Annotated in this window: 27 protein-coding genes and 2 pseudogenes; 13 read left to right on the forward strand and 16 right to left on the reverse strand. The window is 60.8% G+C overall.

The features are described 5' to 3' along the window. Window positions 1-161: 161 nt before the first annotated feature. The 6 genes and pseudogenes from AB4O45_RS12140 to AB4O45_RS12165 all read right to left on the reverse strand — a co-directional run. The gene (locus AB4O45_RS12140) at window positions 162-1,400 is read right to left on the reverse strand and encodes a heme biosynthesis protein HemY (protein WP_041476923.1); all 1,239 of its coding nucleotides are present in this window, start codon (window positions 1,398-1,400) and stop codon (window positions 162-164) included. Then, on the reverse strand, window positions 1,397-2,539 hold the full coding sequence (locus AB4O45_RS12145; RefSeq protein WP_056791721.1) for a uroporphyrinogen-III C-methyltransferase: 1,143 nt from the start codon (window positions 2,537-2,539) through the stop codon (window positions 1,397-1,399). The genes AB4O45_RS12140 and AB4O45_RS12145 overlap by 4 nt, the downstream gene beginning before the upstream one ends. An 84-nt stretch (window positions 2,540-2,623) precedes the next feature. Then, window positions 2,624-3,322, reverse strand: a pseudogene (locus AB4O45_RS12150) (uroporphyrinogen-III synthase); the annotation flags it as partial. Next, complete coding sequence (gene hemC, locus AB4O45_RS12155; protein WP_460161438.1) at window positions 3,319-4,260, reverse strand: hydroxymethylbilane synthase; 942 nt, start codon at window positions 4,258-4,260, stop codon at window positions 3,319-3,321. The gene hemC and the pseudogene AB4O45_RS12150, both read right to left, overlap by 4 nt. A 137-nt stretch (window positions 4,261-4,397) precedes the next feature. Beyond that, the gene (locus tag AB4O45_RS12160; protein WP_016772598.1) at window positions 4,398-5,144 is read right to left on the reverse strand and encodes a LytR/AlgR family response regulator transcription factor; all 747 of its coding nucleotides are present in this window, start codon (window positions 5,142-5,144) and stop codon (window positions 4,398-4,400) included. Further along, window positions 5,141-5,296 (reverse strand): annotated as a pseudogene (locus AB4O45_RS12165) (sensor histidine kinase); the annotation flags it as partial. The pseudogene AB4O45_RS12165 and the gene AB4O45_RS12160, both read right to left, overlap by 4 nt. Window positions 5,297-5,613: 317 nt before the next feature. Here AB4O45_RS12165 and argH point away from each other — a divergent pair. Further along, window positions 5,614-7,008 (forward strand): argininosuccinate lyase, encoded by a 1,395-nt coding sequence (gene argH, locus AB4O45_RS12170; protein WP_039757402.1) that lies wholly within the window; start codon window positions 5,614-5,616, stop codon window positions 7,006-7,008. Window positions 7,009-7,127: 119 nt separating this feature from the next. On the opposite strand, the gene AB4O45_RS12175 is transcribed toward argH, so the two are convergent. Then, on the reverse strand, window positions 7,128-7,787 hold the full coding sequence (locus AB4O45_RS12175) for a glutathione S-transferase family protein (RefSeq protein ID WP_150742927.1): 660 nt from the start codon (window positions 7,785-7,787) through the stop codon (window positions 7,128-7,130). Between the two features lie 123 nt (window positions 7,788-7,910). Here AB4O45_RS12175 and AB4O45_RS12180 point away from each other — a divergent pair, with 123 nt between their 5' ends. The 3 genes from AB4O45_RS12180 to AB4O45_RS12190 all read left to right on the forward strand — a co-directional run bounded on the left by AB4O45_RS12180 (window position 7,911) and on the right by AB4O45_RS12190 (window position 11,670). Continuing rightward, window positions 7,911-8,201, forward strand: coding sequence for a hypothetical protein (locus AB4O45_RS12180; protein WP_150637099.1), 291 nt, complete (start codon window positions 7,911-7,913; stop codon window positions 8,199-8,201). 197 nt (window positions 8,202-8,398) lie between these two features. Beyond that, window positions 8,399-8,644 (forward strand): TIGR02647 family protein, encoded by a 246-nt coding sequence (locus AB4O45_RS12185; protein ID WP_003229392.1) that lies wholly within the window; start codon window positions 8,399-8,401, stop codon window positions 8,642-8,644. Between the two features lie 182 nt (window positions 8,645-8,826). Continuing rightward, window positions 8,827-11,670, forward strand: coding sequence for a class I adenylate cyclase (locus AB4O45_RS12190; RefSeq protein ID WP_460161439.1), 2,844 nt, complete (start codon window positions 8,827-8,829; stop codon window positions 11,668-11,670). A 9-nt stretch (window positions 11,671-11,679) separates the two neighbouring features. Here AB4O45_RS12190 and rnk read toward each other — a convergent pair whose 3' ends face one another. The 3 genes from rnk to cyaY form a co-directional block, all read right to left on the reverse strand. Further along, window positions 11,680-12,099, reverse strand: coding sequence for a nucleoside diphosphate kinase regulator (gene rnk / locus AB4O45_RS12195; RefSeq protein ID WP_024014769.1), 420 nt, complete (start codon window positions 12,097-12,099; stop codon window positions 11,680-11,682). A gap of 254 nt (window positions 12,100-12,353) precedes the next feature. Then, entirely contained in the window at window positions 12,354-12,575 is a 222-nt protein-coding gene (locus tag AB4O45_RS12200) for a DUF1289 domain-containing protein (protein WP_076564524.1), read from the reverse strand. A 3-nt stretch (window positions 12,576-12,578) separates the two neighbouring features. After that, on the reverse strand, window positions 12,579-12,911 hold the full coding sequence (cyaY, locus tag AB4O45_RS12205) for an iron donor protein CyaY (protein WP_056791639.1): 333 nt from the start codon (window positions 12,909-12,911) through the stop codon (window positions 12,579-12,581). A gap of 314 nt (window positions 12,912-13,225) precedes the next feature. On the opposite strand from cyaY, the gene lptM reads away from it, so the two are divergent. Genes lptM through AB4O45_RS12235 form a run of 6 tightly spaced genes read left to right on the forward strand, consistent with a single transcriptional unit; the run spans window position 13,226 to window position 17,832 of the window. Continuing rightward, window positions 13,226-13,396, forward strand: a complete 171-nt coding sequence (gene lptM, locus AB4O45_RS12210; RefSeq protein WP_016772589.1) for an LPS translocon maturation chaperone LptM — start codon at window positions 13,226-13,228, stop codon at window positions 13,394-13,396. A gap of 9 nt (window positions 13,397-13,405) precedes the next feature. Then, window positions 13,406-14,653 (forward strand): diaminopimelate decarboxylase, encoded by a 1,248-nt coding sequence (gene lysA, locus AB4O45_RS12215; RefSeq protein ID WP_056791636.1) that lies wholly within the window; start codon window positions 13,406-13,408, stop codon window positions 14,651-14,653. A gap of 3 nt (window positions 14,654-14,656) precedes the next feature. Next, the gene (gene dapF / locus AB4O45_RS12220; RefSeq protein ID WP_056791632.1) at window positions 14,657-15,487 is read left to right on the forward strand and encodes a diaminopimelate epimerase; all 831 of its coding nucleotides are present in this window, start codon (window positions 14,657-14,659) and stop codon (window positions 15,485-15,487) included. Window positions 15,488-15,500: 13 nt separating this feature from the next. Continuing rightward, window positions 15,501-16,226, forward strand: coding sequence for a DUF484 family protein (locus AB4O45_RS12225; protein ID WP_041476935.1), 726 nt, complete (start codon window positions 15,501-15,503; stop codon window positions 16,224-16,226). A 2-nt stretch (window positions 16,227-16,228) separates the two neighbouring features. Next, window positions 16,229-17,128 carry a tyrosine recombinase XerC gene (xerC, locus tag AB4O45_RS12230; protein ID WP_095181255.1) on the forward strand — a complete coding sequence of 300 codons (900 nt, stop codon included), beginning with the start codon at window positions 16,229-16,231 and terminating at the stop codon, window positions 17,126-17,128. After that, window positions 17,125-17,832, forward strand: a complete 708-nt coding sequence (locus AB4O45_RS12235) for an HAD family hydrolase (protein ID WP_460161440.1) — start codon at window positions 17,125-17,127, stop codon at window positions 17,830-17,832. The genes xerC and AB4O45_RS12235 overlap by 4 nt, the downstream gene beginning before the upstream one ends. A gap of 190 nt (window positions 17,833-18,022) precedes the next feature. Here the strand turns inward: AB4O45_RS12235 and sutA are convergent, their stop codons facing one another. The 4 genes from sutA to glnK all read right to left on the reverse strand — a co-directional run bounded on the left by sutA (window position 18,023) and on the right by glnK (window position 20,804). Continuing rightward, window positions 18,023-18,349 (reverse strand): transcriptional regulator SutA, encoded by a 327-nt coding sequence (gene sutA / locus AB4O45_RS12240; RefSeq protein WP_056791627.1) that lies wholly within the window; start codon window positions 18,347-18,349, stop codon window positions 18,023-18,025. Window positions 18,350-18,450: 101 nt separating this feature from the next. Then, complete coding sequence (locus AB4O45_RS12245; protein WP_024014775.1) at window positions 18,451-18,876, reverse strand: secondary thiamine-phosphate synthase enzyme YjbQ; 426 nt, start codon at window positions 18,874-18,876, stop codon at window positions 18,451-18,453. Window positions 18,877-19,090: 214 nt separating this feature from the next. Then, on the reverse strand, window positions 19,091-20,428 hold the full coding sequence (locus AB4O45_RS12250; RefSeq protein ID WP_041476939.1) for an ammonium transporter: 1,338 nt from the start codon (window positions 20,426-20,428) through the stop codon (window positions 19,091-19,093). Between the two features lie 37 nt (window positions 20,429-20,465). Continuing rightward, a complete protein-coding gene (gene glnK / locus AB4O45_RS12255) occupies window positions 20,466-20,804 on the reverse strand; it encodes a P-II family nitrogen regulator (protein WP_002555808.1) in 339 nt (112 codons plus the stop codon). Between the two features lie 394 nt (window positions 20,805-21,198). Here glnK and AB4O45_RS12260 point away from each other — a divergent pair, with 394 nt between their 5' ends. Beyond that, complete coding sequence (locus AB4O45_RS12260; RefSeq protein ID WP_008086041.1) at window positions 21,199-21,459, forward strand: accessory factor UbiK family protein; 261 nt, start codon at window positions 21,199-21,201, stop codon at window positions 21,457-21,459. 212 nt (window positions 21,460-21,671) lie between these two features. Here AB4O45_RS12260 and AB4O45_RS12265 read toward each other — a convergent pair whose 3' ends face one another. Next, entirely contained in the window at window positions 21,672-21,941 is a 270-nt protein-coding gene (locus AB4O45_RS12265; protein ID WP_460161441.1) for a HigA family addiction module antitoxin, read from the reverse strand. Window positions 21,942-22,192: 251 nt separating this feature from the next. On the opposite strand from AB4O45_RS12265, the gene AB4O45_RS12270 reads away from it, so the two are divergent. Then, window positions 22,193-22,657 carry a hypothetical protein gene (locus AB4O45_RS12270; RefSeq protein ID WP_267795958.1) on the forward strand — a complete coding sequence of 155 codons (465 nt, stop codon included), beginning with the start codon at window positions 22,193-22,195 and terminating at the stop codon, window positions 22,655-22,657. Window positions 22,658-23,038: 381 nt separating this feature from the next. Next, complete coding sequence (locus tag AB4O45_RS12275; RefSeq protein ID WP_095181251.1) at window positions 23,039-24,532, forward strand: YifB family Mg chelatase-like AAA ATPase; 1,494 nt, start codon at window positions 23,039-23,041, stop codon at window positions 24,530-24,532. Here the strand turns inward: AB4O45_RS12275 and AB4O45_RS12280 are convergent. Next, the gene (locus AB4O45_RS12280) at window positions 24,529-25,743 is read right to left on the reverse strand and encodes an aldose 1-epimerase family protein (protein ID WP_460161442.1); all 1,215 of its coding nucleotides are present in this window, start codon (window positions 25,741-25,743) and stop codon (window positions 24,529-24,531) included. The genes AB4O45_RS12275 and AB4O45_RS12280 overlap by 4 nt on opposite strands. Window positions 25,744-25,805: the final 62 nt, after the last annotated feature.

A 25,805-nucleotide genomic window follows, 5' to 3' on the forward strand; every position in this document is an offset into this window, starting at 1 on the left:
TTTCAAGGCAAGGGCCTGGCGACAGTTCACCACAGGTGTAGGGAAAACCCGACAGGCTCGATAGGAAACGGTGAAGCGCTTTGTAGGACTTTGTCTGTAGAGCGCAAAGAAGGGGAATTTTCGGTCATCGAAGTTCACGAGGGAGCAACCTCCCTCGCCATTCATACCTTCGCCGGGACTGGCAGAGGCGCCGCCAGCAGGCGTTCATCAAGCAGCCCCAGACCTTCCTGGAACAACTGATTGCTGCGCTCGGTATCGCCAAGCTGTGCAAGCAGACGGGCCAACTCCGCACAGGTCTCCGGATTGCGCTGCACGCGCAGACTGCTTTCCAGATAGTCACGGGCCTTGCCCCAAAGGCTGGTTTGCAGACACAGGCGTCCAAGGGTCAGCAGCAGGCTCGGATCGGCCGGGTGCTCCTTGAGCCAGCCTTCGGCCGTCTGCAACTGACGCGCAGGATCACTGCCACGAACCAGACCATAAAGCCGCGCCAGATGGCTGTCGTATTTGCGCTTGAGCGCTGCTCGCAGGACCTCTTCGGCCTCGACCTGAGCGCCCAGCTGGCGCAATTGCTCGGCATAGGCCAGTACCAAAGGTGCTTCCTGACGCTGCGCCGAAGTCAGCTGTTCCCACGCCCGCTTGAGCGATTGCAGACCCACCGTACCGTCTTCTTCACGATGCGCTGCCAGCGAGAGGTTCTCACCCCAGGCGCGCCGTTCGAGCTCGGCCAGTTCTGCTGGCGGCAGCACTTTGTCCTTGCGCAACTCAGGCAGCAAACGAATCACCGCCGACCATTCGCCACGCTGCTGATGCAGACGTTGCAATTGACGCAACGTCTGCGCGCTGCGCGGATGCCGTTCATGCATCGCCTGCAAGGTCACCAGCGCACCGTCGGTGTCGCCACGGTCGGTTTGCAGTTGGGCGTGACTGAGGGCAATTGCCAATTCGGCTTGCGGCTGACGCTCCAGCGCGCGTTCGAGCAAACGATCACTTTCTTCGTACTGGCCCTGCTCGTTCGCCGCACGTGCGGCGCCGAGGTAATAAAGCAATGGTTGGCGCTCGGCTTCCGCCGCGCGGGTCAGATGCCGTTGCGCACTGGCCCAGCGACCTTCAGCCAGATCCAGCTGCCCGTGCTCGATCGCCACTTGCACGCGGCGGCTGCGATTGCGTCGCGACCACGGATTGACCACGCCGGTGGAGGTCATCACCAGCTCGACCAGCACCTTGATGCCCCAGAACAGCAGCCACAGCACCGCTATCACCGCCAAGGTCGCCCACAGGCTCGATTCGTAGCGGAAGCTCTTGTACGCCACCAGCACGTAACCGGAATGCTCGGCAATCGCCAGGCCCAGCGCTGCCGTCGCGGCGATGACCAGAAACACGATTACATAGAGGCGCTTCATGGGGTCGCCTCCTGCGCAGCATTGGCGGCCGGTTTGGCAAACGGTTTCACCGATTCCTCGGCATTGACGTTACGCCGCTCCAGATACCCCTGCACCGCACTCAAGGTGCCAGTCAGATCCGGCGTCTTGACGGTGACCGGTTCCTTGCTCAGCTCGGAGACCTGTTCCAGCATGACTTTGCTTTGCGGATTGTCCGGGTTGAAATTGCCCTTGAGCACATCGCGTGCCTCGGCCAGCGCCTGGGTGTACACCGCCGCCTGACCGTTGAGCGCCGCCCACTGCGCCTGCTCCAGCGCCAGACTCAGGGCCAGGCGCACCTGGCTCAGGCTTTGCCCGGCCAGCAGCGGTTTGACGTTTTTGTCAGCGTTGAAATCGATGCGGATATAGCGCGACACCTTGTCCCACCACTGCGCCCAGCGACCGGCGCCATCGCCATCGGCGGTCAGCCCCAGCAGGGACTCGCCGCGATCCTTGTACTCCGGCGCCAGCTCGGTGAGGTCGATGACCTGATCGCGCAGCGCGCCGAGACGCAGGAACAGCCCGGTGCGATCCGGCTGTTCGGTGCTGCGCAAGGCGACCAGGGTTTTCGCCACTTGCTCGCGCGCGGCGAAGGAACCTGGATCGTTCTGTTCACGCAGAATTTCATCGGCGCCCTGCACCAGTGCCTGGGCGCTGCTGATATCCTGCAGCGCTGAAAGGCGCAGGCTGGCCAGACGCAGCAAGTGCTCGGCCTCGGCCAGACGCCAGTCCTTGCGGCTGGCGCCGAGGACGGTTTCCAGACGTTGATTGAGGCGCTGCTGATCGCCCTGCAATTGCGTGACCAGACGCTGGCGCTCGGCGAGCTCGTCAGCACCGGGCAGCTGCGCCAGGCGTTCGGTCAGACGCTGTTCGTTGAGCTTCAGACTCTGCGCCTGATCGTTCAGCGCCTGCACCTGACTCGACTGTTGCTGCGTGTTGTTCTGCAGGTGGCGCACCTGCCAGACACCCCAGCCGCCAATGGCGACACCGGCGGCGCCGAGCAGCAGGGCGACAATTGCCAGTCCATTGCCTCGGCGCGGCTCTTTGGCCGGTGGTGGAGTTTCAACCTGGGCATCGAGCGCAGGCTGGACGTCATCTTTTGGCAAGGCTGTTTCGCTCACGTATCCATCCTTTGCATTAGAAAACGGCACGGGACATTCCCGTAACGCCGTCAGCAAAGCCGCGGCACTCGCGCCGCGGCAATCCACAACTGTTTGAGCCCCGGCGGCACGTGTCAGCTCGGCGACCCTCGGGCTTGGAACAAACAACGGCAACTGCGCGATCTTCGGCCAGGCATCGCCGGCCATCTGCCGCAGGTGCTCGAAACCCTGTCCACTGCTGACCACCAGCCCGTTCAAGCGTTCCGCTTCGATCCGCCGTGGCAGCTCGTTCAGCGGATAGGCTGGCAGTTCACGGCGATACAACTCCAGATACTCGACACTAGCACCAAGCGCGCGCAGGCGCTCGGCGAGCAGCTCACGACCGCCCTCGCCGCGCAGGATCATCACCTGCGCGCCGGGCTGGCTCACCGCCTCGCGCAGACGCGGCAATTGCAGCAAAGCTTCACTGTCATCGCCGTCAACCGGAAAGCTCACATCGAGACCGTGTTCGCGAAGAATGCCTGCGGTCGCCGCGCCGACGCTGAACCACGGCATGCTCAATGGCGGCGCGCCTTCAGACTTGAGCAAGTCCACCGCGATCCGCGCCGCCGGTTTGCTGACCACGATCACTGCGCTGCAAGCGGGCAATCGCGAAATCGCTTGGCGAATAGTGTCAGAGACCGGCAGCGGAACAATGTCCAAAAGCGGCAGACAACTGCTGAAAATCCCGTGCCCGGCCAGCTGTTCGGCCAGCGCCGCGCAGTCGTCTGCCGGGCGCGTCAGCAGCAGGCGCCAGGCTGTCACTCGTGACCCGCCTCGCCGTACACTGCTTTGAGAATGTCGTCGGCACCTTGCTTGAGCAGATCTTCAGCGACTTGCACGCCCAATGTCTCGGCGTCTGCGCGCGGCGCGCGGGCTTCGGCACTGATCAGCCTGCCGCCGCTTGGCTCACCGACCAGACCGCGCAACCACAACTGCTCGCCTTCAAGCACGGCGTAGCAGGCGATCGGCACTTGGCAGCCGCCGTTCAAATGTTTGTTGAGGGCGCGTTCGGCGTTCACCCGCGAAGCGGTATCGGCGTGATGCAAAGGTGCGAGCAAGGCGTGGATTTCGTGGTCGGCGCTGCGGCATTCGATGCCGACCGCGCCTTGGCCACCGGCCGGCAGGCTGTCATCGACACTGATCGCCGAAGTGATGCGATCTTCGAAACCCAGGCGGATCAAGCCCGCCGCAGCGAGGATGATCGCGTCGTACTCGCCGGCGTCGAGCTTGGCCAGACGGGTGTTGACGTTGCCACGCAGGAAACGGATCTGCAGATCCGGGCGACGCGCCAGCAATTGCGTTTGCCGACGCAGGCTCGAGGTGCCGACGATGGCACCGGCAGGCAGCGCTTCAAGACTGGCGTAGGTGTTGGAGACGAAAGCATCGCGCGGGTCTTCACGCTCGCAGATGCAAAACAGACCCAAGCCTTGCGGGAAGTCCATCGGCACGTCTTTCATCGAATGCACGGCGATATCAGCTTCGTTTTCCAGCAGCGCGGTTTCCAGTTCCTTGACGAACAGGCCCTTGCCGCCGATCTTCGACAGTGGCGAGTCGAGCAGCTTGTCACCGCGACTGACCATGGGCACCAGCGTCACCAGCAGGCCCGGGTGGGCCGCCTCGAGACGGGCTTTGACGTATTCGGCCTGCCAGAGGGCCAGCGCACTTTTACGGGTGGCGATGCGGATTTCGCGAGGGGACATGGAACAATCCGTACTGAATAGATACGGCGGATAATAACAGCTCAGTCAATTTCACTTTGACCTGAATCAGAACCGGCGCGGCCTCCCTGGCCTGCCATGCCGGGTAAAAGAACTCGAAAGGCCCGGCGAAGACCGGGTCACAGCCCCTGCATCATCTTGCGCACACCGGCAACATGCCGACGGCTGACAATCAGCGCATCGCCATTGAGGCCTTTGAGGAACAACTGGAAATGTCCCAGTGGGGTGCGTTGCAAGCGCTCGATGCGGTCGCGAGCGACCAGCGCGTTGCGGTGGATACGCACAAAGCGTTCGCCGAATTCGTCTTCAAGGGCTTTGAGGGGTTCGTCGAGCAGCACCTCGCCGGCTTCGTGACGCAGGGTCACGTATTTGTGGTCGGCGATGAAGTAGACCACCTGATCCAGCGGAATCAGCTCGATGCCTTTACGGGTCCGTGCGCTGATGTGGCTGCGTGGGCCGTTGCCACTTTCGGCAGCGGGACGGGTCAGGGCCGAGAGTTGCGCCCGGTTGGGACGTTCAGCCCGCTTCAGGGCTTCATTCAAGTGTTCGGTTCGCACAGGTTTCACCACATAGCCCACGGCGCTGGCCTGCAGGGCTTCCACGGCAAATTCATCGGGACTGGTGCAAAACACCACGGCCGGCGGCGTCTCTCGTTCGCACAGTCGGGCAGCAACCTGCAGGCCATCGAGGCCCGGCATGCGGATATCGAGCAGCACGATATCCGGCTTGTGGCTGTCGATCAGCGCTAACGCCTCCTCGCCATTCGTGGCACTGGGCTCCAGGACTGTGTAACCCTCGAGCTCGCTCACCATACGGCTTAGGCGCTCGCGAGCCAGGGGTTCGTCATCAACGATCAGGACATTCATATTGCGCTGGATTCCTGCGTGAGTCTCGCACAAGGATAGCGTAGACAGGTGTAGTGACCTCCGTCACCGCGATCCACGCTAAGACTAGCCCGAGCGCCAAAAAGTGCCGTACGTCGGCCAGCAATATTTGCCAGCGTCCGGGTCGAACGGCTCAGAGCCCAGTGTTTCCTGCGTTTCTCGCGGTGGGTGACCGTTGTACAACTCACCCGCCCCCTCTTCTTATAGCCAGTGGCCGGACCTTTGCATGATCCGCATTCGCACCGACCCTTATGTCCACTGTAGACGTTCGTCGGAACGATATTGCTCAATCAAAAAATATCCTTTTGTAAATTCCTTGCAGACCGCGCCGGACATGCCTGACACATCCGCGAAAAAACGTATCGACCGGTGTCAGCGACAGGATTGGCAACCCTGTTATTATCCGCGCCAGCGTTTCACGCCATTTCTTCAAGCCGATACGAGCGAATTCATGAGCACTGACAAGACCAATCAGTCCTGGGGCGGCCGCTTCAGTGAACCCGTCGACGCCTTCGTCGCCCGCTTCACCGCCTCCGTCACTTTCGACCAGCGCCTGTATCGCCACGACATCATGGGCTCAATTGCCCACGCCACCATGCTGGCCAAGGTCGGCGTGCTGACCGATGCCGAGCGCGACAGCATCATCGATGGCCTGAAGACCATTCAGGGCGAAATCGAGGCCGGCCAGTTCGACTGGCGCGTCGACCTCGAAGACGTGCACATGAACATCGAAGCACGCCTGACCGACCGCATCGGCGTCACCGGTAAAAAGCTCCACACTGGGCGCAGCCGCAACGACCAGGTCGCCACCGACATCCGTCTGTGGCTGCGCGATGAAATCGACCTGATCCTCGCCGAGATCACCCGCCTGCAAAAAGGCCTGCTGGAGCAAGCCGAGCGTGAGGCCGCAAGCATCATGCCGGGCTTCACCCACTTGCAGACCGCGCAGCCGGTAACTTTCGGGCATCACATGCTGGCCTGGTTCGAAATGCTCAGCCGCGACTACGAGCGTCTGGTCGACTGCCGCAAGCGCACCAACCGCATGCCATTGGGCAGCGCCGCGCTGGCCGGCACCACCTACCCGATCGACCGCGAATACACCGCGCAACTGCTCGGCTTCGACGCCGTCGGCGGCAACTCGCTGGACAACGTTTCCGATCGCGACTTCGCCATCGAATTCTGCTCGGCCGCGAGCATCGCGATGATGCACCTGTCGCGCTTCTCCGAAGAGCTGGTGCTGTGGACCAGCGCGCAGTTCCAGTTCATCGATCTGCCGGATCGTTTCTGCACTGGCAGCTCGATCATGCCGCAGAAGAAAAACCCTGACGTGCCCGAACTGGTACGCGGCAAGACCGGCCGCGTCTTCGGCGCGCTGATGGGCCTGCTGACCCTGATGAAGGGCCAGCCGCTGGCCTACAACAAGGACAATCAGGAAGACAAGGAGCCGCTGTTCGACGCCGCCGACACCCTGCGCGATTCGCTGCGCGCGTTTGCCGACATGATCCCGGCGATCAAGCCGAAACACGCGATCATGCGTGAAGCGGCACTGCGCGGTTTCTCCACTGCGACTGACCTGGCGGATTATCTGGTGCGCCGTGGCCTGCCGTTCCGTGATTGCCATGAAATCGTTGGCCACGCGGTGAAATACGGCGTCGACACCGGCAAGGATCTGGCCGAGATGAGCCTCGAAGAACTGCGTCAGTTCAGCGATCAGATCGAGCAGGACGTGTTTGCCGTGCTGACCCTCGAAGGCTCGGTGAATGCCCGCGATCATATCGGCGGGACTGCGCCGGCGCAGGTCAAGGCTGCGGTGGCGCGCGGTCAGGCCCTAATCGCCAGCCGCTAGAAGCATCGCGGGCAAGCCCGCTCCCACAGGGTTCTTCGTGGAACACAATTTTGCGTTCGACCCATAGCCCTGTGGGAGCTGGCTTGCCAGCGATGACTGACTTCTGAGCGCTACAAAATTCACTTCTTGGCAGCAATCATCGCCAAAAACGCCGGCATGGCCGCGTCTTTATCCGCCGCAATCTTCTGCACATGCGGATTCTGCTCTAACCGCTCCAGCAGCGCTTTCGCCTGCGGCATCTCGGCCAGCAGATCAATCCCGAACAGCTTCTGCCCGACCGCACAGGCCAGCGGCACGCTGTAGAGGAAATACAAATCGGCAATGCTCAGGCTGTCACCCGCCACATACGGGGCGAACTGGCCATGACGGCCCAGCGCGGCGAAGCCCAGCAGCAGCTCGGTCCGGGTTTTCTCTTTGATCGGCTCCGGCAATGTCATACCGAAAAACGCCTCGCCATAGCAGGCACGCCCCGGCAACTCGATGTACAACTCGATCTCCTTGGCAATCGCCAATACCTGCGCGCGCTCGAACGGATCGCTGGGCAGGAGCGGCGTGCCCTTTTGTGATTGTTCGAGGTATTCGAGAATGATCGCGGTTTCGTTGATATAACCGGCGTCGACACCCAGCACCGGGACCTTGCCGCGCGGGCTGATCGCCAGTGACTCCGGGGTTTGCGCCGGGTAGAACGTCACCTCTTCGAAGGGCAGGCCTTTTTCCAGCAGCGCCAGTTTGACCATGTTGTAGTAGTTGCTGACAGCAAATCCGTAGAGCTTGAACATCACAGAGCCTCCAGGCCGTGCGGGGTGGGCAGTGCCTGTTTATAGATCGCCGCGACGTTTCCCGCCAGCAGCATCACGCCGCTGAATGCGGGTAAACTGGCGCCTTTCCCTGAGGAGCCTGCCATGAGCGAGCCGACAGATATCGTCAACGATGACGACGAAGAAGCATTCACCGAAGCGACGCTGATCGAAGCCATCGAAAACCAGATCGAAAGCGACAACCCGCCGGCGGCCAAGGCGACATTGAACAAGCTGACCCTGGTCGGCATGGAACGTGAGGAGATCCTCAACCTCATGGCTCACGTGCTTGCCTATGAGATTGACGCGATGCTCGATGAAGACCGCGCGTTCAACACCGAATGGTATGAAGCAGCCTTGCGCGCATTGCCAGAGCTGCCACCGGAAAAGCTCTAAGATCAAAAGATCGCAGCCTTCGGCAGCTCCTGCACCAATCTCCTGTAGGAGCTGCCGAAGGCTGCGATCTTTTTTATGCGGACTACACTGGAATTCGCCTCAAGACAAAATCCCCTGATCCGAGCACTGGACATGCTGCACCAGCGGGTTCACCTTAGGGGCGCTGTCGTCCAATTCCTAGAAAGTCTGGAGTCCTTATGTCGCTTACCCCTGAGTTGGTTGCCGAACTGGAAGTCCTTGCACTCTTCAACCTGGACAGTTCCCAGGAAGGTCTGAAAATTCATCAGACCGCTGCCCCGAAACACATAGCCGCCGCCAAACGCCTCTTCGAAAAAGAACTCACCGACCAGCCCGATGGCGGTTATCTGACCAGCCTCGGCCGCGATGCCGCGCAAAACGTGCAGACCGTACTGACGATTCTGAGAGAGCAGGAAACCGCCTGACTTTTTCCGACTTTGCCCACGGAAACTCCTGCCACGGGATTTCCGCGGGCCAGCCTGATCACTGCCGATGAAAATCTGACGTCAAAAAACAAATTCAGCTTAAACCTCCTGCTGCGCAGAGGCTAAACTGCGGCCATTCCGAGACCCTCTACGTCCGAGCCTGCAAGCCGGTTTGAGCTGACATGACGCGCACCCACGAAATCCGCCCCGACCTGGACGAAGGCATCGACCGCAAGGTACTCAGCCAACTGCGCGCCCGTTTTCTCAAACTCAATGAAGGCCGCCTCGGCCGCGCCCTCGAAGGTTTGTCGACGCGCCAGCAAAGCGTGCTGACGCTGTTGCCGCTGTTCTTTCACGTCAATCATCCGTTGCTGCCCGGCTATGTCTCGGGCAGTACGCCGGCCGGTCTCTCGAATTATGAGCCGGACGCCAATGCGCTGACCGAGGCGCAGCGCCTGACCCGCTCGTTTTCTTACAAACCGCGCCATGGCAGCAACCCACCGCGACCGATTCACGGTCTGTTCCTGATGGGCAGCCTCGGCACGCTGGCACAGGCCGATCAGAGCGACATGGATGTGTGGGTCTGCCATGCCCCAGATCTGAGCGAAAGCGAACTCGCCGAGCTACGCAAGAAATGCCAGTTGCTGGAAACCTGGGCCGCGAGCCAGGGTGCCGAGGCGCATTTCTTCCTGATCGACCCGGCGCGCTTCGTCAAAGGCGAACGTGATGCTCAGCTCAGTTCGGAAAACTGCGGCAGCACCCAGCACTATCTGCTGCTCGACGAGTTTTATCGCACGGCGATCTGGCTGGCCGGGCGCACGCCGATCTGGTGGCTGGTGCCAGTCTATGAAGAAACAGCCTACGACGCTTACACCCACACCCTGCTGTCCAAACGCTTTATTCGCGCCGATGAAACCCTCGATCTCGGGCCGATGGCGACCATTCCGCCCGGCGAATTCATCGGTGCCGGGTTGTGGCAGTTGTTCAAAGGCATCGAGTCGCCCTACAAGTCGGTGCTCAAACTGCTGCTGACCGAGGTGTACGCCAGCGAACATCCGCAGGTGCAGTGCCTGAGCCTGCGCTTCAAGAAAGCCGTGTTCGCCAATCAGCTCGATCTCGATGAGCTTGACCCGTACATGGTCGTGTACCGGCGTATCGAGGAATACCTGCTCGCCCGCAACGAACCGGAACGCCTTGAGCTGGTGCGCCGCGCGCTGTATCTGAAGGTCAACCGCAAGCTCACCGGCAACAGCCGCAGTCAGGGTTGGCAACGCGCACTGCTCGAACGCCTGGCCGGCGAGTGGCACTGGGATCAGCGGCAACTGGCGCTGCTCGACAGCCGCAGTCAGTGGAAAGTCCGCCAGGTCAGCGCCGAGCGCCGAGCGCTGGTCAACGAACTCAACTACAGCTATCGCTTCCTGACCCAGTTCGCCCGCAGCGAACAGACTGTCAGCCTGATCAACAAGCGCGACCTCAATGTGCTTGGCCGTCGACTCTACGCGGCATTCGAGCGCAAGGCCGACAAGGTCGAGTTCATCAATCCGGGCATCGCCCCGGACCTGGCCGAAGACACCCTGACCCTGGTGCAGTCGCCGAACAAAAAGGAGCCGGGGCAGACCCAGTGGGGTTTGTACAACGGCAGCCTGACGGCGCTGGAGTGGGAACACTTCGCGCCGATCAAGCGCAGTCGCGAGCTGCTTGAACTGCTGACCTGGTGCCACCGCAACGGCGTGATCGACAGCAGCACCCGCCTGGCCCTGCATCCGGGCACCAGCGACTTGAGCGAGTTCGAGCTGTTCAACCTGCTCGGCAGCCTGCAGCAATGCATCGCCCTGCCCTTGTCCACCGTCGCCGAAGAGCCCTTGCTGCGCGCCGCCGTGCCCAGCGAAGTGCTGCTGCTGATCAACGTCGGCGTCGATCCGCTCAAGCATCACCGTGATCTGAACATTTTGATGACCACCGAACGCACCGACTCGCTGAGCTATGCCGGCGTGCGCGAGAACCTGGTGCTGACCCTCGATCAGGTCACGCTCAACAGCTGGAACGAAGTGCTGGTCAATCGTTTCGACGGCCCGCATGCGCTGCTCGACTGCCTGCGCGATTACCTCAACAACCTGCCGCGCGGCCCGGTGCAGCCTTCGCTGAAAGTGCGCTGCTTCTGCCACAACCGCGCGCAATTCATTGCCCGCCGCGTCGAGGAAATCGTCGACACCGCGCAGACCCTGTTGCTCAGTGACTTGAATCATCGCTACCTGATTCAGGTGCAGCAGCACTATCACGTGCTGGAGCTGGTGCCGGGTCAGGTCAACCATGTCGCCCTCGCCACCCTGCCGGCGCTGCTCGATTATCTGGGCGAAGAACAACCGCGCTACAGCCCGCTGCACCTCGACCCGATGGCGCTGGAAGATCACGATCTGGCGCTGATCCTGCCGATGGGTCAGCCGGAGTGCATTCAAGTGTTCTATCGCATCAGTGAACAGCAGGCGGAGCTGTACGTGCTGGATGAATTCAATGCGCTGTGGCAACAGCAGCTGCCGTACCACGACGAGCAGAGTCTGCTGGTGCCGCTGCAACGTTTTCTGCAATCGATCCAGTACCGCCGTGAAGCGCAATTGCCGATGGACGGTGGCCCTGCGGGCAGCCCCGAGACTTTGTATTACCAGCTGTTGCCGTCAGGCCCGGGGCGCTCGCGCAGGGTCGAAACCCGACCAGCACCGCAGACCCCGGTGAACAAACCGTTCTACGACGTGCAGGCAATCATCGGCAAAGCCGCACCCGGCGAAGTGCAGGTCACCTTGTACTGCAATCAGCGGGAATTCAGCGAGCTGGAGCATGGCGACCAGTTGTTCAGCGTGGTCGCCCGGGAGATCGTCGAGCAGCGTCGCGAGACCGAGCGTTATCGCTGCTACATCACCGACCTCGACCTGTCGGGTCTGCTCGGTGACGGGCACAGTTCAAGCAATCTGTATCTGCGCTACAAGGCGGACCTGGAGCGCTCGTTGAATGAAGCGCTCGAACAGGTTTGAAGCAGGAATTTATTCGGGAAAGGCGCCGCCGTTGACCGGTTGCGATTCCACTTCCAGCAAGGTCAGTTTCAGCGACTTGCCGCCCGGCGCCGGCCAATCGATGTGCTGACCGACCTTCAGGCCCAGCAGCGCACTGCCAACCGGAGCGAGAATGGAAATCTTGCCTTCATCGGCGTTGGCGTCCTTGGGATAGACCAGCGTCAGGTGGTAATCCTTGCCACTGCCTTCTTCGCGGCAATGCACGCGGGAATTCATGGTCACGACATCGGCGGGCACTTCATCGTGGCCGACCACGGTATCGGCGCGGTCCAGCTCGGTTTGCAGCGCAATCACGCCCGGCGCAGCCTGGTCTTTGTCGCTCAGGCTGTCGATCAGGCGCTCCAGACGTTGCACGTCCAGACGGGTAAGGGTGATGGAAGGTGCGGTCATGATCCAGGCAGACTCCTTTCTTCTGCACAAAAAAAGCAAAACCCCGCCAAAAAAGACGGGGTTTTCACCGTGCCTCGGTGGTTTGAGGCGTTCGCGGACACTATCACAGCTCAAAAAATATACAAGTCACGCCCTTTTTTGCCTGGGTGAAACCCTTGTGGCGAGGGGATTTATCCCCGTTCGGCTGCGCAGCAGCCGTATAGATTTTGGGGCCGCTACGCGACCCAACGGGGATAAATCCCCTCGCCACAATATCAACAGGCTTGGGACTTTCGTGCGGTAGCCTGCTGGCAAATCACCCGGCGCCGCTGATCATCCGCCGAGCGCCACTCGCGAATGTCCTCGACGTGGCGCGCACAGCCGAGACAGACTTTCTGCTCGTCCAGTCGACACACACCCGTGCAGGGCGAAGGCACCGCCGGGCTGACGTTGCTGTAGAGCGGTTTCGGCGGGCGAACAGGCGCGGCATCCGTCACGAATCACAGACCTTCGAAATCGAATTCGGCGCCAGCCTGCTGCTTTACGAGGCGCTGAAGCATTTCGCCCAATTGCTCTTCGCTCTTGTCGCACATCCAGCGCTCGCTTTCTTCGTCGTAGTCGAAGTGGAAACCACCGGACACGGCCGCCAGCCACAGCTGACGCAACGGCTCCTGGCGGCTGAAGATCAGCTGCGAGCCATTTTCGAACTTGACGGTCAAGACACCTGCCGAGCTCTCCAGGTCGATATCCAGGTCGCTGTCATCAAAGATATCTTCCAGCGTCTGCTGGGTAGCATCGACCAGATCGTGGAAACGGGCTTCGGACAAACTCATTGCGGCAACCTCAAAAATGTCTGATCAGGCTCAAGCGCCGAAAGATACGGACGCTGCCGACCGATTGCAAAGATTAACGACCAAGCACCTGTCGGCCCATCCAGCACCGCCCCCGTGGGAGCGAGCCTGCTCGCGAAAGCGGTGTGTCAGGCAACGAGCCTGTTGAATTTGCCGACGCCTTCGCGAGCAGGCTCGCTCCCACAGGGATGATGCGCATCACAGGAGCCCCGCCGGACGGGAACCCCCTCGCATAGGCAAGCTGCCGGGTGGCCGGTATACTCCGGCGCAATTAACGCATTTTCAAGGATTTCGCCATGAAGCGCCTGATCTCTTCCCTTGCTGCGCTCGTCGCGGTTGCCTGCCTCGTTTCGGCCTGTGGTCAAAAAGGCCCGCTGTACCTGCCGGATGACGATCAGGACCCGGCCGAACAAGCCCAGTCTTCGCAGAAGCAGCCATCCAAGGCTCACAAGCACGACGTTTACTAAGGGATCGCCATGGACGCTTTTAACTACCGTGGCGGGGAGCTGTTCGCGGAAGGTGTGGCGCTGTCCGCCATCGCCGACCGCTTCGGCACGCCCACCTATGTCTACTCGCGCGCGCACATCGAAGCGCAGTATCTGGCCTACGCCGATGCGCTGGCCGGCATGCCGCATCTGGTCTGCTTCGCGGTCAAAGCCAACTCCAACCTCGGTGTACTGAATGTCCTGGCCCGTCTCGGCGCCGGTTTCGATATCGTTTCCCGTGGCGAGCTGGAACGTGTACTGGCCGCTGGTGGCAGCGCCGACAAGATCGTTTTCTCCGGCGTCGGCAAGACCCGTGACGACATGCGCCGCGCCCTCGAAGTCGGCGTGCACTGCTTCAACGTCGAATCCACCGACGAGCTCGAGCGCCTGCAAGTAGTCGCCGCCGAGCTGGGTGTTCGCGCCCCGGTTTCGCTGCGCGTGAACCCGGACGTCGATGCCGGCACCCATCCGTACATTTCCACCGGTCTGAAAGAGAACAAGTTCGGCATCGCCATTGCCGATGCCGAAGACGTGTACGTGCGCGCCGCGCATCTGCCGAACCTGGAAGTGGTGGGCGTTGACTGCCATATCGGTTCGCAACTGACCACGCTGCCACCATTTATTGACGCCTTGGATCGCCTGCTGGATCTGGTCGACCGTCTGGGCGATTGCGGGATTCACCTGCGCCACATCGATCTCGGTGGCGGCCTGGGCGTGCGTTACCGCGATGAGGAGCCGCCGCTGGCTGCCGACTACATCAAAGCCGTGCGCGAACGTCTCGACGGGCGTGATCTGGCGCTGGTGTTCGAGCCAGGCCGCTTCATCGTTGCCAATGGCGGCGTGTTGCTGACACAGGTCGAATACCTCAAGCACACCGAGCACAAGGATTTCGCCATCGTCGATGCGGCGATGAACGACCTCATCCGTCCAGCGCTGTATCAGGCATGGATGGACGTCACCGCGGTGAAACCGCGCGACAGCGCTGCACGCAAGTACGACATCGTCGGCCCGATCTGCGAAACCGGCGACTTCCTCGCCAAGGACCGCGAGCTGGCGCTGGAAGAAGGCGATCTGCTGGCCGTGCATTCGGCTGGCGCCTACGGTTTTGTGATGAGCTCCAACTACAACACTCGCGGCCGTGCCGCTGAAGTGCTGGTGGATGGTGATCAGGTTTTTGAAGTGCGTCGCCGCGAAACCGTGGCCGAGCTGTTTGCCGGCGAAAGCCTGCTGCCGGAGTAACCCATGCTGCTGCGTTTTACCAAAATGCACGGCCTGGGCAACGACTTCATGGTCCTCGACCTGGTCAGCCAGCACGCGCACATTCAGCCCAAACACGCCAAGCAATGGGGCGACCGCCACACCGGTATCGGTTTCGACCAGTTGCTGATCGTCGAAGCGCCGAGCAACCCGGATGTGGATTTCCGCTACCGGATCTTCAATTCCGACGGCTCGGAAGTGGAGCAATGCGGCAACGGTGCGCGCTGCTTCGCCCGCTTCGTGCTCGACAAGCGTCTGACCGCCAAACGGCAGATCCGCGTCGAGACCAAGGGCGGCATCATTGAACTGGACGTGCGTAACGACGGCCAGATCGGCGTGAACATGGGCGCGCCGCGCCTGGTGCCGGCAGACATTCCATTCCAGGCGCCGGCCCAGGCCAGCAGCTATCCGCTGGAAGTCGATGGCACCACGGTCGAACTGGCCGCCGTGTCGATGGGCAATCCCCATGCGGTCATTCGCGTGGACGACATCAACAGCGCACCGGTGCATGAACTGGGGCCGAAGATCGAACACCACCCGCGCTTTCCGGCGCGGGTCAATGTCGGCTTCCTTCAGGTCATCGACCGCCATCGCGCGCAACTGCGTGTTTGGGAACGCGGCGCCGGGGAAACCCAGGCCTGCGGCACCGGCGCCTGTGCGGCGGCGGTGGCGGCCATCAGTCAGGGGTGGATGGATTCGCCGCTGTTGATCGACCTGCCCGGCGGGCGTCTGTCCATCGAGTGGGCCGGCCCGGGCGAACCGGTGTTGATGACCGGTCCGGCAGTGCGTGTATACGAAGGACAAGTGCGTCTTTGAGCGAGCAGAAATCATGACCGACAAGCCACAGGTACCCGCCCGACCAGCCGATGAATCAGCGTCCGAGAGCCTCGAGGCAGCCGCGGTTGCCGCCTACCTGGAGGCTCATCCGGACTTTTTCGTCGAGCACGAAGAGCTGCTGCCGTCGTTGCGCATCCCGCACCGACGCGGCGACACCGTGTCGCTGGTCGAACGGCAGATGACCATCCTGCGCGACCGCAATATCGAGATGCGCCATCGCCTTTCGCATCTGATGGACGTGGCCCGCGACAACGATCGCCTGTTCGAAAAGACCCGCCGCCTGATTCTCGCGCTGATGGATGCATCGACCCTGGAAGACGTGGTCATCAGCGTTGAAGACAGCCTGCGTCAGGATTTCCAGGTGCCTTTCGTCAGCCTGATCCTGCTCGGCGACAACCCGGCACCGGTCGGCCGCTGGGTGACTCACGCCGACGCGCAAACCGCGATCGGTGGCCTGCTCACCGAAGGCAAAAGCGTCAGCGGCAGCCTGCGTGAACATGAGCTGGATTTCCTCTTCGGCGAAGAACAGCGCCAGCAGATCGGCTCGACCGCCGTGGTTGCCATCAGCCATCAGGGCATTCACGGCATTCTGGCCATCGCCAGCCGTGACCCGCAGCACTACAAGAGCTCGGTCGGCACCCTGTTCCTGAGCTACATCGCCGAGGTCATGGGCCGCGTGCTGCCACGGGTCAACAGCTCGCTGCGCTCGGTACGCTGACCATGGAACGACAACTGGACGCTTACTGCGAACATCTGCGCAGTGAGCGACAGGTGTCGCCGCACACCCTGTCGGCTTATCGCCGCGACCTCGATAAAGTCCTTGGCTGGTGCATCAAGCAGAACATCGGCAGCTGGGCCGCGCTGGATATCCAGCGCCTGCGCAGCCTGATCGCCCGGTTGCATGCTCAAGGCCAGTCCTCGCGCAGCCTCGCCCGCCTGCTCTCGGCGGTGCGCGGGCTCTATCACTACTTGAATCGCGAAGGCCTGTGTGACCACGACCCGGCCACCGGCCTGGCCCCACCGAAAGGCGAACGACGCCTGCCGAAAACCCTTGATACCGATCGCGCATTGCAGCTGCTGGAAGGTGCGGTCGAGGACGATTTTCTCGCCCGGCGCGATCAGGCGATTCTGGAGCTGTTCTATTCCTCTGGCCTGCGCCTGTCCGAGCTGACCGGGCTCAATCTCGATCAACTCGACCTCGCCGACGGCATGGTTCAGGTGCTCGGCAAGGGCAGCAAGACCCGGCTGCTGCCAGTCGGCGCCAAGGCCCGCGAAGCCCTCGAACACTGGTTGCCGCTACGCGCAATGACCAACCCGGCAGACGATGCCGTATTTGTCAGCCAGCAGGGCCGACGCCTTGGCCCGCGCGCGATTCAGGTGCGGGTCAAACTGGCTGGCGAGCGCGAACTGGGGCAGAACCTGCACCCGCACATGCTCCGGCACTCCTTCGCCAGCCATTTGCTCGAGTCCTCGCAGGATCTGCGCGCGGTGCAGGAATTGCTCGGCCACTCCGATATCAAAACCACACAGATCTATACCCACCTCGACTTCCAGCATCTGGCGGCGGTCTACGACAGCGCCCATCCCCGGGCCAAACGCATGAAAGGCGATGATTCATGAGCATTCAGTTGATCACCTTCGACCTCGACGACACCCTGTGGGACACCGCTCCGGTGATCGCCAGCGCCGAAACAGTGTTGCGCGAATGGCTGAGCGAACATGCGTCGAGTCTGGGCGCGGTGCCGGTGGAGCATTTATGGTCGATTCGCGAGCGTGTGCTGGCGGGCGAACCGGGGCTCAAGCACCGCATCAGCGCGCTGCGTCGACGCGTGCTGTTCCATGCGCTGGAAGAAGCCGGATATGCCCACCGCGAGGCGTCGGAGCTGGCTGACAAGGCTTTTGAAGTGTTCCTGCATGCGCGGCATCAGATCGAAGTGTTCCCGGAGGTCGAGCCGCTGCTGGAGCTGCTCGCCAATCATTACGCCCTCGGCGTGGTCACCAATGGCAATGCCGACGTGCGCCGGCTGGGGCTGGCGGATTACTTCAAGTTCGCCTTGTGCGCCGAAGACATCGGCATCGCCAAACCGGATGCACGGCTGTTTCATGAAGCGTTACAGCGCGGTGGTGTGGGTGCTGAAGCGGCGGTGCATGTCGGCGATCATCCCGGCGATGACATCGCCGGGGCGCAGCAGGCGGGGTTGCGCGCGGTGTGGTTCAACCCGACAGGCAAGGTCTGGGAGGCGGAGCACTTGCCGGATGCGGAAATTCGCAGCCTGACCGAATTGCCCGTCGTGCTCTCGCGCTGGAATGCCACCTCGAAATAATCCACAAACCCTGTGGGAGCGAGCCTGCTCGCGAATGCGGTGTGTCATTCAACATGTATGTCGGCTGACATGCCCTCTTCGCGAGCAGGCTCGCTCCCACAGAGGACTGCATTTGCTTTCAACGGATTTATTTCAGGCATAAAAAAGCCCGCAGCGACGGCGGGCTTTTTCAGCAAGCGAGCGACGCGCCTCAGATAGGGCGGCTGCCGTACTTGTTGTCCGGCTTCTTGGGCGGATCGGCGACCACGTTGGCCTCAACTTCCTGCACCTTGCCGCCGCGCGCAAGGAATTCTTCCATGGCCTTGGCCAGGGCGTCGCGCTCCTTGTTCTTGGCTTCGATGCTCGGCAACTCGTCGACCGAGACCGCAGCCTTGGCTTTGCCTTTGGCAGCCGGGGCCGGCGTGTCGTCACCGCCATCGTCTTCGGTAACGTCTTCCGCTGCCGCTTCCAGGCCTTCCTCGGCCTCGTCTTCGTCGCCTACTTCGAGGTCGTCGTTTTCCAGATCATCGTCGCTCATGTTCTACCTCATGACTTGCCAAAAGCAGATTAGTTATAGACCAGCTTTGGCGGCTGTCGAAGCCGCCGTTGAAAAATCTTCTGCCGCTGCCCGGCAGCGGCTCATGCCTGTTCACCGTGCAAGGTGGCGAGGACTTTACGGGCACCGCCATGATCACGGTGCTCGCCCAGATAAATCCCTTGCCAGGTACCCAGTGCCAGCCGCCCTGCCGCAACCGGCAGACTGATCTGGCAACCGAGCACGCTGGCCTTGAAGTGCGCCGGGAGATCATCCGGGCCTTCGTCGTTGTGCTCGTAGCCGTCTGTTCCTTGTGGGATCAGACGATTGAAAAATCGTTCGAAGTCGCGACGAACTGCCGGATCGGCGTTCTCGTTGATGGTCAACGATGCCGACGTGTGCTGCAGCCACAAATGCAACAGACCGACCCGACAGGTCTTGAGTTCAGGCAAGCCTGCGAGTAACTCGTCCGTCACCAGATGAAAGCCCCGGGGCCTTGCCCGCAGGGTTATCAGAGTCTGTTGCCACATACAGTTCTCCGCTCGTTCGGGGCGCATTCTAGCGTGCTCTGAAAAAAAACAAAGGCCCTAATATTCCTGCAGCGATGTAAGCGATTGCCCGCAGAAAAAGCCTCGTCGTAAAGACGACCAAAGCCGTAAGAAAAATCCTTTCAGCCGCACCCTGAATGACAAATCCCGGACAAAAAAATGCCCGGCGAACCGGGCAATTTTTTATCGCGCGTACTTACAGGTTGTAGCCGCGTTCGTTGTGTTGTGCCAGATCGAGGCCGACCGACTCTTCTTCCTCGGTTACGCGCAGACCCATGACGGCGTCCAGCACCTTGAGGATGATGAAAGTCACGATCGCGGTGTAGATCACCGTGAAGCCGACGCCTTTGATCTGAATCCAGACCTGCGCGCCGATGTCAGTCACGGTGCCGAAGCCGCCCAGTGCCGGTGCGGCAAACACACCAGTGAGGATCGCGCCGAGGATACCGCCGATACCGTGCACGCCGAAGGCATCCAGGGAATCGTCATAGCCGAGTTTGCGTTTCAGGGTGGTGGCGCAGAAGAAGCACACCACGCCTGCGGCCAGACCGATCACCAGTGCACCCATCGGGCCTACAGTGCCAGCGGCCGGAGTGATCGCGACCAGACCGGCGACCACGCCCGAAGCAATCCCCAGTGCGCTTGGCTTGCCGTGGGTGACCCACTCGGCAAACATCCAGCCCAGTGCCGCAGCGGCGGTGGCGATCTGAGTAACCAGCATGGCCATACCGGCAGTGCCGTTGGCGGCAGCAGCGGAACCAGCGTTGAAGCCGAACCAGCCAACCCACAGCATCGCCGCGCCCATCAGGGTGTAGCCGAGGTTATGCGGAGCCATCGGTGTGGTCGGGAAGCCTTTGCGCTTGCCCAGTACCAGGCACGCGACCAGGCCGGCGATACCGGCGTTGATGTGCACCACGGTGCCGCCAGCAAAGTCGAGCACGCCCCAGTCCCACATCAGGCCGCCGTTACCGGACCAGACCATGTGCGCGATCGGTGCATAAACCAGAGTGAACCAGATGCCCATGAAAATCAGCATCGCGGAGAACTTCATGCGCTCGGCGAACGCACCGACGATCAGCGCCGGGGTGATGATCGCGAAGGTCATCTGGAAGGTGATGAACACCGCTTCAGGGAACAGCGCCGCCGGGCCGGTGATGCTCGAAGGCGTGACACCGGCGAGGAACGCCTTGCCCATGCCACCGAAGAACGAATTGAAGTTGACGACGCCCTGCTCCATGCCGGTGGTGTCGAAGGCAATGCTGTAGCCATAAATGACCCACAGGATGCTGATCAGACCGGTAATGGCGAAGCACTGCATCAGCACGGAAAGAATGTTTTTCGAGCGAACCATACCGCCGTAGAACAGCGCCAGGCCGGGGATGGTCATGAACAGCACGAGCGCTGTCGAGGTGAGCATCCAGGCGGTGTCGCCGGAATTGAGGACTGGCGCTGCCACTTCGTCTGCCGCCATGGCGATGCCGGGCATTACGATGGACAACAGGGCGCCTAGCCCTGCGAATTTACGCAGAGTCATATTGTTTTCTCCTGGGGCGTTGGGTTTGTGGCGGCGCTTAGATCGCGTCGGTATCGGTTTCGCCGGTACGGATGCGGATCGCCTGTTCCAGATTGACCACGAAGATCTTGCCGTCACCGATCTTGCCGGTGTTGGCCGCTTTGGTTATCGCCTCGATAACCCGATCCAGATCCTTGTCGTCGATGGCCACGTCGATTTTCACCTTGGGCAGAAAATCGACCACATATTCCGCGCCGCGATACAGCTCGGTGTGACCCTTCTGCCGGCCGAAGCCTTTGACTTCAGTAACGGTAATGCCCTGCACGCCGATTTCGGACAGCGACTCGCGCACGTCGTCCAACTTGAACGGCTTGATGATGGCAGTGACTAGCTTCATGAAACTCTCTCCCGAATTGGTGGACTTGCCCCAGGAAAACAAACCCGTCTCAAGTCTAAGCGCAGTGCCTGGCTTTGTAACGCATCGTTGACGCCAGCTAACCGCATCAGACGAAACTCCCCGCTTCGTCTGCCGCACTGCATTCGTCACAGCGACTGCATCAGTGCATGGGTCGAGGGTGACTAAGCAGAAACCTTGCCAGCTCGGCAAAAACCCTGCATTTCAATCTCTTGGCCCCTGTTGCACGCGCTCGGGCAGAAAAGCTTTTGCCGATACGCACAACAACGGTGCGCCACCGTCCGTCCCCCTGCGCGAAAAGCGTGCATCCGTGCAACGGGATTGACTATAGACACTGCGTGATACACTGCCGGCCATTGTTTCCAGGACATTTCCCATGCTCGCGCCCAAAGACTTCCTCGACGCCCTGAGCGGCACCGCCTCCCGCCTCTTCAACGGCGACACCCCGCTGCCGAAAGCCGAAATCGAAAGCCAGTTCAAAATGCTGCTGCAAAGTGCCTTCAGCAAACTTGATCTGGTCAGCCGGGAAGAGTTCGATAGTCAGATGGTAGTGCTGGCGCGTACTCGCGCCCGCCTCGAAAGCCTCGAAGCCAAGGTTGCCGAGATGGAAGCGAAGCTGACACCGCCCGCTGAATAATTCGCGTCCCCTGTAGGAGCTGCCGAAGGCTGCGATCTTTTGATCTTCAGCCCTTGAACCATCCCCGCAACGTCCTACAACCTTGATGACCGCCGTCCGATTGCGCCAAAAAACCCAGGTTTCTAAGCTCATCTGATGCTGAATGTTCAGCAGAGGGTTGGGCGACCCGGGCAGGGCCATGGTGGAAAAGGGCTTCGCGGATGCTGCAATCGCTATGAGCCCGCATGCCGGAGCTGGGCTCTGCGCAAATCGTAAGTCGACTGAAGATTCATCCAGAACTCAGGCGTAGTGTTGAGCTGAATGGCGAGGCTGATTGCCAGATCGGCGCAGATCCTGAGCTGGCATTTCACAAGCTCTTCGATCTCGCTTTCGGGCCATTTCGTGGGCATGGCCAGATCCATGACGGTCATGCTCAACGGCTCCATGAATTCCTTATTCAGAACCTCGCCCGGATGAATCGGGCGCATACCACTGCGGTCCATTTTTCGCCTCCAGAGGCTGCGTTGAGTGGCCAAAGTGGAACATCCGACTCCCGGTACAAGACCTTCACACCCCTTTCGCCAGCGTCCTACAAATATTAGGGCATGGCCCTACAAACATCAGCGTCTGCGCCTGATTCCGTGAGCTCTTCGCTGTGATTAGGCTGGTGGCTTTCGCCTGCGCTGGTCGATCCTATTCGTCGAGTTCCAGGCGATACACATTGATCGCCAGACACTCTGGTTCTGGATCCCTCTTGTCTGATTTGCTCAAGCTCAAAGAAAACACGCTAGTTCAGCATCCAGATGGTGGTTACATCTTTGGCACGATCCCCGATATGCCAAAATTCGGCTTGCCAGGCGGGAAGATTTACCTGCGGGTAGGTATTCACCGTCGAGCGAATAGTGGTTTTGGCGTAGTGCACATTTGGGAAGCCCATAGTGCCGATTTGCTCAAGCATGGTTGCCAGACTGCCGATGGGGTAGCAGCGATTGTTGCGAAAATGATCGTCCCGGGAGCACAAATCTATTGTGAGTTCAAAGAACAGCGATGTGGAAACAGGGTCGCGGTACTAAGGACTTCTATGGGAACACTGATTCTTGAACCGCGACACGAGCGCGCCACAGGATTTGGTTACTTCGTGGTGACTTGGTACCCGCAAAAACGCGCACATGGCACGTTAGTGGGGCAGATACCACGAGCACCGTCAAATCAGAAATAAAAAAGCGTCCGATGGACGCCTTTTAAGTATTTTTTGAGGAGTAGTCGCAGCGATTCTTTAGCTCCGGGCTTTACAGCCTTGGGTTCAGAATCCGACAGGCTAGCCCGTCGTCACTACTTCAGAGAAACCAGCTTTCTCTGCTGCCAAAAATGCGGGGGAGCTTTTGCTGGTGCCCAGTCCCGACGAATGCGCAGTTGCAGTCCTCGAATGGGATGATCCTTCAATGCCGGGCGAGAGTCAACGCTCTAATTCAGGCAAGCAGTGACAGCCCATCGGGTCTGGATACGTCTTGTAAACCTCTATTTCAGCACTGAAACCCGGCTCAACTACCCTTCAAAAACCCGCAGGAAGCGGCTCCCCGATTCAGCTCAAGGAACGACCATGTCCCTCTCCATTGTCCACAGTCGCGCCCAGATTGGCGTGGAAGCCCCCGCTGTTACCGTCGAAGTCCATCTGGCCAACGGTCTGCCGTCGCTGACCATGGTCGGCCTGCCTGAAGCGGCGGTGAAGGAGAGCAAGGATCGCGTACGCAGCGCGATCATCAATTCCGGACTGCAATTTCCGGCGCGGCGGATCACCTTGAATCTGGCGCCGGCGGACCTGCCCAAGGATGGCGGGCGGTTTGATCTGGCGATTGCCTTGGGGATTCTGTCGGCGAGTGTGCAGGTGCCCTGCCTGACCCTGGACGAGGTGGAATGTCTGGGTGAGTTGGCGCTGTCGGGTGCCGTGCGGCCGGTGCGTGGTGTGCTGCCGGCGGCACTGGCGGCGCGCAAGGCCGGGCGGGCGCTGGTGGTGCCTCGAGCGAATGCAGAAGAGGCGTGCCTGGCATCCGGGCTCAAGGTGTTTGCGGTCGATCATTTGCTGGAAGCGGTGGCGCATTTCAATGGGCACACGCCGGTCGAGCCTTACGTTTCCGATGGTTTGATGCACGCTGCCAAGCCCTATCCCGACCTCAACGAAGTGCAGGGTCAAACAGCCGCAAAGCGCGCACTGCTGATTGCCGCAGCGGGGGCGCACAACTTGTTGTTCAGCGGGCCTCCGGGAACTGGCAAGACGCTGCTGGCCAGTCGTCTGCCAGGATTACTGCCGCCGCTATCCGAATGCGAGGCGCTGGAAGTGGCAGCGATTCAATCGGTCGCCAGCGGGGTTCCCTTGACTCACTGGCCGCAGCGGCCGTTCAGGCAACCGCACCATTCGGCTTCAGGGCCGGCATTGGTCGGTGGCAGCTCGAAACCGCAACCCGGCGAGATCACCCTCGCCCACCATGGCGTGCTGTTTCTCGATGAGTTGCCTGAGTTTGATCGCAAGGTGTTGGAAGTTTTACGCGAGCCTTTGGAGTCGGGACATATCGTCATCGCGCGGGCCAAGGATCGCGTACGTTTCCCCGCGCGATTTCAATTGGTTGCCGCGATGAATCCGTGCCCCTGTGGATATCTTGGCGAACCCAGCGGCAAATGCTCGTGCACACCGGATATGGTCCAACGCTATCGCAACAAGCTGTCAGGGCCGCTGCTGGATCGTATCGATCTGCACCTGACCGTGGCGCGGGAGGCAACCGCGTTGAATCCGGCAGCCAAGCCCGGCGAAAACAGCGCCAGCGCTGCGGCTTTGGTGGCCGAGGCTCGCGAACGACAGCAGAAGCGTCAGGGCTGTGCCAATGCGTTTCTCGATCTGCCGGGATTGAAGCGGCACTGCAAGTTATCCACAGCCGATGAGACATGGCTGGAATCAGCCTGTGAACGGCTGACGCTTTCGCTGCGCTCGGCCCATCGCCTGCTCAAGGTCGCCCGCACTCTGGCAGACCTCGAGCAAGTCGATGCAATCAAGCGCGAACACTTGGCCGAGGCACTGCAATACCGGCCGGCGACACCTTAATGCTCGGTCAGATCAACCAGCGGCGTCTGGCGCACTTCGGTATCACGCCCGGCCTGAATCTCGGTCACGCGCTTCAAGGCGTTATCCACCGCAGCTTTATCCGCCAACAGGCTGTAGCTGATCTGGAACTGCTTGTGCTGTTTTGGGGCGATGGTCGGCACCAGATTCAACGGCCGCTGATAGCGACGGTTATAGGAAAAACTGGTTCCCGGCTCCAGCCCGGTGACGTAGCCCTGCCCCTGGGTGTCGGTGTTTTTCCACAGCGAGAACACCGGCAACTGCTCGGTGTTGAAGCCAACGGATACGCCGAGACTACCGGCCTTGTTGTGCAACACAGTCAAGGTGTCGCCCTTGGCGTCGGCGTAAGGCACGACGTTGTAGACAGTTTCGTCGTAGTCCTTGGTTGGCGCGCGATAGGTCTGCCAGTCGGGCAGGTCACCCTTGGCCTTGTCGTTGAACGGCGATACCTGCTTCACCGGCGCAGCGAATTTTGCCCCTTGCTCAAGAAACGGCGTGCTGAAATTGCTGTGATACAGCGCCTGATATTCCTTCGCATAGTCGCCGTTGTTGGTCAGAGTGTCGTTAAGGGCGAAGCTTGCGCTGCCCGGTTCGGTGACCAGTTCGGTCGCTACCGAGAAATCGACTTTCTTGAATGCCTGCTCTTTCAGCTCGCCACGCAGCGTGATGGCATACGGCGGCTTCTCGTCGATGTGCAAAGTGACGGTGCTGGCCGGGATGTTGGCGGCGCGACCGTGCAGGGTCAGCAGTTCGCCGTTGTCCATGCCGGGATGGCCAACCCACTCGTAACCGCAACGGGTGACCAGCTCATTGAAGCCTTCCAGCCAGCCCAGACCACCGCGACCGTTGAGTTCGATGAACGCTGGGTTGACCACGTCCTTGACCGGCGAATCCCAGCCCATGCGCACGTCGCCCACCGAAGCCTGCAACACGTTCATGCCACGGGTTGGCACCACCGAGAGTTTCATCGTGCCGTTATCGATGTCGACGATGCTGACGCCCTCCTGACGACCGCCATGCAGAGTACGCAAGGTCACGGAAAACGGTTTGGCGGTTTTTACACCGAGTTGCTCACTGGTGATCGTCCGGTTTTTTGCCGGAGTGTTGGCGTCGAGCAGGACATAGTCCCAAGCCATGGCATGAGAAGCGGCAGAGAATGCGCCGAGGGCGACGAGGAGTTTGAGCGGGGTCATGGCAGCAGCCTTTATTGGAGTTGTGCCATTTTTATAGCGCTGCGGAAACGTTTCAGCAAGTG

The organism is Pseudomonas sp. S2_B10, from assembly GCF_054668425.1.

Excerpts from the sequence above, each read along its gene's own strand:
- AB4O45_RS12265 (WP_460161441.1), bottom strand. The coding sequence starts at position 21,941 with ATGGACCGCAGTGGTATGCGCCCGATTCATCCGGGCGAGGTTCTGAAT.
- AB4O45_RS12185 (WP_003229392.1), top strand. The coding sequence starts at position 8,399 with ATGTCGCTTACCCCTGAGTTGGTTGCCGAACTGGAAGTCCTTGCACTC.
- AB4O45_RS12225 (WP_041476935.1), top strand. The coding sequence starts at position 15,501 with ATGACCGACAAGCCACAGGTACCCGCCCGACCAGCCGATGAATCAGCG.
- AB4O45_RS12250 (WP_041476939.1), bottom strand. The coding sequence starts at position 20,428 with ATGACTCTGCGTAAATTCGCAGGGCTAGGCGCCCTGTTGTCCATCGTA.
- AB4O45_RS12180 (WP_150637099.1), top strand. The coding sequence starts at position 7,911 with ATGAGCGAGCCGACAGATATCGTCAACGATGACGACGAAGAAGCATTC.
- sutA (WP_056791627.1), bottom strand. The coding sequence starts at position 18,349 with ATGAGCGACGATGATCTGGAAAACGACGACCTCGAAGTAGGCGACGAA.
- AB4O45_RS12280 (WP_460161442.1), bottom strand. The coding sequence starts at position 25,743 with ATGACCCCGCTCAAACTCCTCGTCGCCCTCGGCGCATTCTCTGCCGCT.
- AB4O45_RS12175 (WP_150742927.1), bottom strand. The coding sequence starts at position 7,787 with ATGTTCAAGCTCTACGGATTTGCTGTCAGCAACTACTACAACATGGTC.
- lptM (WP_016772589.1), top strand. The coding sequence starts at position 13,226 with ATGAAGCGCCTGATCTCTTCCCTTGCTGCGCTCGTCGCGGTTGCCTGC.
- lysA (WP_056791636.1), top strand. The coding sequence starts at position 13,406 with ATGGACGCTTTTAACTACCGTGGCGGGGAGCTGTTCGCGGAAGGTGTG.
- hemC (WP_460161438.1), bottom strand. The coding sequence starts at position 4,260 with ATGTCCCCTCGCGAAATCCGCATCGCCACCCGTAAAAGTGCGCTGGCC.
- xerC (WP_095181255.1), top strand. The coding sequence starts at position 16,229 with ATGGAACGACAACTGGACGCTTACTGCGAACATCTGCGCAGTGAGCGA.
- AB4O45_RS12245 (WP_024014775.1), bottom strand. The coding sequence starts at position 18,876 with ATGTGGCAACAGACTCTGATAACCCTGCGGGCAAGGCCCCGGGGCTTT.
- rnk (WP_024014769.1), bottom strand. The coding sequence starts at position 12,099 with ATGACCGCACCTTCCATCACCCTTACCCGTCTGGACGTGCAACGTCTG.
- AB4O45_RS12190 (WP_460161439.1), top strand. The coding sequence starts at position 8,827 with ATGACGCGCACCCACGAAATCCGCCCCGACCTGGACGAAGGCATCGAC.
- AB4O45_RS12275 (WP_095181251.1), top strand. The coding sequence starts at position 23,039 with ATGTCCCTCTCCATTGTCCACAGTCGCGCCCAGATTGGCGTGGAAGCC.
- AB4O45_RS12260 (WP_008086041.1), top strand. The coding sequence starts at position 21,199 with ATGCTCGCGCCCAAAGACTTCCTCGACGCCCTGAGCGGCACCGCCTCC.
- AB4O45_RS12140 (WP_041476923.1), bottom strand. The coding sequence starts at position 1,400 with ATGAAGCGCCTCTATGTAATCGTGTTTCTGGTCATCGCCGCGACGGCA.
- AB4O45_RS12160 (WP_016772598.1), bottom strand. The coding sequence starts at position 5,144 with ATGAATGTCCTGATCGTTGATGACGAACCCCTGGCTCGCGAGCGCCTA.
- AB4O45_RS12235 (WP_460161440.1), top strand. The coding sequence starts at position 17,125 with ATGAGCATTCAGTTGATCACCTTCGACCTCGACGACACCCTGTGGGAC.
- glnK (WP_002555808.1), bottom strand. The coding sequence starts at position 20,804 with ATGAAGCTAGTCACTGCCATCATCAAGCCGTTCAAGTTGGACGACGTG.
- argH (WP_039757402.1), top strand. The coding sequence starts at position 5,614 with ATGAGCACTGACAAGACCAATCAGTCCTGGGGCGGCCGCTTCAGTGAA.
- cyaY (WP_056791639.1), bottom strand. The coding sequence starts at position 12,911 with ATGAGTTTGTCCGAAGCCCGTTTCCACGATCTGGTCGATGCTACCCAG.
- dapF (WP_056791632.1), top strand. The coding sequence starts at position 14,657 with ATGCTGCTGCGTTTTACCAAAATGCACGGCCTGGGCAACGACTTCATG.